The organism is Variovorax sp. efr-133-TYG-130, from assembly GCF_030208835.1.
Taxonomy (GTDB): domain Bacteria; phylum Pseudomonadota; class Gammaproteobacteria; order Burkholderiales; family Burkholderiaceae_C; genus Variovorax.
This window is the reverse complement of sequence record NZ_JARVTD010000062.1, coordinates 1-4,448: the sequence shown is the minus strand read 5'-3', so window position 1 is coordinate 4,448 and position 4,448 is coordinate 1. Positions and strand designations below refer to the sequence as shown.

The 4,448-nt window shown below is 60.7% G+C and carries 3 protein-coding genes and 1 pseudogene; 2 read left to right on the top strand and 2 right to left on the bottom strand.

Annotated features, from left to right (window positions below; genetic code table 11):
• On the top strand, positions 1–973 hold a 973-nt coding region (locus tag QRN67_RS33105; RefSeq protein ID WP_285415302.1), incomplete at its 5' end, for a thioesterase domain-containing protein.
• Between the two features lie 54 nt (positions 974–1,027).
• Here QRN67_RS33105 and QRN67_RS33100 read toward each other — a convergent pair.
• Both QRN67_RS33100 and QRN67_RS33095 read right to left on the bottom strand, forming a co-directional pair.
• Entirely contained in the window at positions 1,028–2,098 is a 1,071-nt protein-coding gene (locus QRN67_RS33100; RefSeq protein WP_285415300.1) for a LysR family transcriptional regulator, read from the bottom strand.
• Positions 2,099–2,451: 353 nt separating this feature from the next.
• Positions 2,452–3,720: a porin gene (locus QRN67_RS33095; RefSeq protein ID WP_285415298.1), complete on the bottom strand. Its 1,269-nt coding sequence runs from the start codon at positions 3,718–3,720 to the stop codon at positions 2,452–2,454.
• Positions 3,721–4,282: 562 nt separating this feature from the next.
• Between QRN67_RS33095 and QRN67_RS33090 the strand changes: the two are divergent.
• Positions 4,283–4,448 (top strand): annotated as a pseudogene (locus QRN67_RS33090) (glutamyl-tRNA reductase); the annotation flags it as partial.

Below are 4,448 nucleotides of genomic sequence, written 5' to 3'. Positions count from 1 at the left end.
GATCCTCCACCTCCCCCAGGTCGGCATCGACGACAACTTCTTCGACCTCGGCGGCCACTCCCTGCTGGCGACCCAACTCATCAGCCGCACCCGCTCCGCACTGGGGGTGGACCTGGCCATCCGCACGCTGTTCGAGGCGCCCACCGTCGCGCAGCTCAACGAGCGGATCAACGCCAAGGACCAGAATGACTCGTTCGAGACGCTGATCCCGATCCGGGCCACGGGCGACATCGCGCCGCTGTTCTGTATCCACCCGGGAGGTGGATTGAGCTGGGGCTACGGCTCGCTCATCAAATACCTTGGTGACAACCGACCCGTCTACGGCCTGCAGGCCCGGGGGTATACCGACCTCTCGCTCATGCCGGATTCGATCGAGGCGATGGCTGCAGACTACTTGGAAGAGATCCGCAAGATTCAACCCTCAGGTCCCTACAACCTGCTCGGCTGGTCGTTCGGCGGATACGTTGCCGTCGAAATAGCCCGCCTTGCATCCGCACAAAGCGGGTTGGACAACCAGGTCGTTCTGCTCGATACCTATCCACCCCATGTGAACATTTTCAAGACGCCGAATCAGCAGCCCGACATCGACCGGCTCGACTTCCCCGTCGAGCGGAAGACGGCCTACCTCCACAGGGAAAGAATACGGCAGGGGATCACCTTCAGCGCAGAGAAATCCATTCTTTCGAGTCTCAGCAAGGAACACGTCGAAAGAATGACCGTCGTGACCAAACACAACGTGTCGCTTCTCAAGGACTACAAGCCTGAAAAGATCACGGGCAGCCTGTTGCTGTTCGTTGCCACCGAAACGCCCCGCCTTCCATCCCCGGAGGTCTGGCTCCCCTATGTAAAGGGCCAGGTCAATGTCTATGAAATCGCATGCCACCATGGCGCGATGACAGATCCGGAACCGATGTCCGAGATCGGCAAGGTGCTGACCTCGAAACTGGAGATGGCATCGCGAAGCTTGTCGTAGCCGGGCGGGTGTTGCTGCATGACGATGGCAGCATCCCACACCTCAGGCGGAGCTTCAGGCAGAAGGAGGGTCCTCATGCGGCGAAACCGCGAGCGACGATTGGGGCAAGGCCGACGCGTCGCCGGACAGGCCCGTCGCGGCGACAGCCGATGAGGCCTGTGCATCAATGGCTTGGCCCTCCCCTGCAGGAAACCTCGCGACGGAACTCAGGCCCGCTCTGAGCAGTTCGGTGAACGCCCTGACCACAGGCGCGGCACTGCGCTTGCTTGGATAGAAGACGTTCAGATCCAGGGAGCGAATTTCCAGGTCCGCAAGCAGGCGCACCAATTCCCCTTGGCGCACTTGGTCCCTGCACATGTGTTCAGGGAGGCAGACAATCCCCAGCCCCTGGATCGACAGATGGCGTGCGCCAACCAGATCGTCGATGTTGAGTCGCGGACGGATGTCCTTGAAGACTTCGAGTTCGAACAGATTGCCCAGCCCAGGCGCGAAGTGGGTCTCCCGATCATTGGTAGCAATGATGTCGTGCATGCCCAGGTCATCCAGGGTCTGGACAAGGCCGCGCCGCGCCAGATAGGCTGGGGAGGCACAAAGCCAGCGCGCCAGCGAGACGAACCTCGAGGATCCCGGCGGGTGCGTGGGACCGCTCGAAATGGCAACGTCCACGTTCTCCGAGCGAAGCTCGGCCTTCTGCGTCGTGGAGCGCAGAACGACGTTGACACCTTCATACCGTTCGAGGAAACGCGGCAGCACCGACTGCTGCACCTGTTCCTCCAGACCCGCATCCGCTGCGATGCAGACGGTCAGCTGCCCCTGCGGGGCGAGGCCCAGATCACCGACGTAGCCGATGGACTCACCGATGCGCTTCATGATTTCGACGCCTCGGTCCTTGAGCACATTCCCGGCGCGTGTGAGCTTGACCTTGCGCGTGGTCCGGTTGAGCAACGGCGTGTCCATCAGAGTCTCCAGCCGCACGATGCTGCGACTGACGCTCGACTTGCTGATACCCAGTTCGTCCGCGGCAGCGGAGAAGCTGTAGAGGACCGCTACATAGGTAAAGATCCGGAGATCGTTCAGGTCGAGCAGATCGACTTTGTTCTGCGTTGGCGCTTCACCGACTTGCATTCTGTGCCATGCTGGGATTGAGTTTCTTGGACCGATCGCCCGCTGCCGACGATCAGAGCGTCTGGATGCAAACACGGCCGGACACAGCAAGCCTGCCGCTCCGTGTCACCCGCAGCGGAGTGTGCCTTACTTCAGGCTTGCGCTTGCCGCACGCCGACCGACACTGCCCGCAAGCCTCCTTTCTAAACAAGAGTTCGAATCCAACGCGACCATTGGCAGGCATGCATGGCAACAACGGATGCAAGACAGGCCCCGCTCTTCTCCTCAAGGCCCTCGGAAAAAAAAAAGCCACTCGACTTTCGCCGAGTGGCTTTTGGCTTTTTCATTCGAAGCTGGCTTGCGCCAGCGTCAAATTAGAAAGCGTGACGGATACCGAAGTCGTAGCCGGTCGAGGTCTTCGGGGTGAAGACGCCAGCTGCGTTTTGGTAGAAGCTGGGGCCGCCAACGGTCAGGCCAGCGCCGTTCTTGTTGCTGACGCGAGCGATCGTTGCGTACAGAGCCGTGCGCTTCGACAGGTTGTGCACGTAGCCCAGAGCCAGCTTGTTAGCCTTCGGGTCGGCGTTGTTGTTCAGCACGAACGGGTTGAACGGCTGGTTCAGGTCGTACTTGACTGCCGAGTACGAAGCGCGGATCAGGCCGGCACCGACGGGAACCGTCACGCCGATCAGGTAGCCCTTCAGGTCGATGTCGTTGCGGCCGCCCAGGAAAGGCGTCACTTCGTAGTCGATCTTGTTCTTGGCTTGCGACACTTCACCGAACAGCTTCACGGGACCGAAGTCATACGAAGCGCCCAGGTTCAGGGTGTTGACCTTGGTGGTCGTGCCAGCGTAGTAGTTGTCGCCGATCGTGCTCGAACCGTAGGCCAGAGCCACGTCCAGAGGACCGTTTGCGTAGCCGAAACGGCCACCGACGTAACGACCTTGACGAGCGGCGTTAGCCGTCGTGGGCGTGTAGATGCCGTTGTCGTACTTGGTCTTCTCGCTCATGCCGTACATCACTTGGCCATAGAAGCCGCCGAGGTTCGGGGGCAGGAAGTAGCCAATGGTGTTGCTTGCGCGAACGTAGTTGCTCGTGCTCACGTTGGGCACGCCAGGAACAGGCGTAGGAGCGGTACCAAGGAAGCTACCGAAGCCGTTGTTAGCCGTGTTGATCAGGTTGGAGCCCACGCCGTTGGTGCCGAACGGGTCGAACACGGTGTCGTTCCAGAACGTCGGGGTGTAGTCACGACCCAGGCGCAGCTCACCGAAACCACCCGACAGGCTCACGGTCGAACGACGTGCGAACGTCGAGATACCGGTTTGGCCGTCGTCGTTGGAGATCGGGGCTTCGAGCCAGAAGCTGGCTGCCAGGCCGCCGCCGAGGTCTTCCGTACCACGGAAGCCGATACGGCTGGAGTTGTAGCCCGAGTTAGCCAGTTGACGGCTGCTGGTCTTGACCGAACCTTGGTTCAGGTAGACGGGAATGCCGAAAGCGTTGGGGAACACGGTCGGGTTCAGGTCACGCGATGTGCTCGAATAGCCGCTGATCGACGCGTCGACCACACCGAACAGAGTGACGGACGACTGAGCCGAGGCAACACCGGCGACAGCCAGGGCAGCCAGAGCAACTAGAGATTTTTTCATTGCAAGTTTCTCCAAGGTTAAACATAGGGCTCCGGTGCGAGGGGCTCACCGTGACTGGCACATTTGTGCTCCCACCGGACCCCGGGCCAACCTCCTTTTGGGAAGTTGATGCTATTGCACCAGAGCCGCTGCGGCAGGGCAAAACAATTCGCCCGAAAACCGCGGCGAAGGTCTGTTCCGTTGTGCTGAAACTACAAACCCAATCCCTGCCGATCCACCCATATGCGTCGCTCAAACGACATTTATTTCACATTGTAAAATTACGAGATCGATGCAGAGGCATTCTTAAGACAGCGTAGCGCCGCTCCCCAGCGCACCCGTTTGGCGTAACGGCACTTTGATTCACGCCGACTGCCCTGATCAGGATGTTCCTCCCACGACCGAAGGAGCCCCGGATCACACGTCCTACGTGGGGTAGGAACGAGGGCCTCGGCGGGCACTCAGGTGGACACTCGGGTTTCCGCTACATATAGTCACGCATCGTCGGGTGCGAGGGAATTGGATTGCGACAGGCTGTGCACGGGCGCAGCGCCCTGCGTTGCCGACTCGCACAACCACATACATGACCGTCTGGGCCCTCGGGTTGAACCACACGACCGCGCCGCTCGATCTGCGCGGTCGTTTTGCGTTCGCGCTCGACCAGATCGCCCCCACGCTGCAGAGCCTGCGCAGCTCTTTCGGCACCGGCCGCCACCCCCAGGTCGAGGCCGCGATCATCTCCACGTGCA

Coding starts and splice junctions, on each gene's coding strand:
- QRN67_RS33095 (WP_285415298.1), bottom strand. CDS start 3,720: ATGAAAAAATCTCTAGTTGCTCTGGCTGCCCTGGCTGTCGCCGGTGTT.
- QRN67_RS33100 (WP_285415300.1), bottom strand. CDS start 2,098: ATGCAAGTCGGTGAAGCGCCAACGCAGAACAAAGTCGATCTGCTCGAC.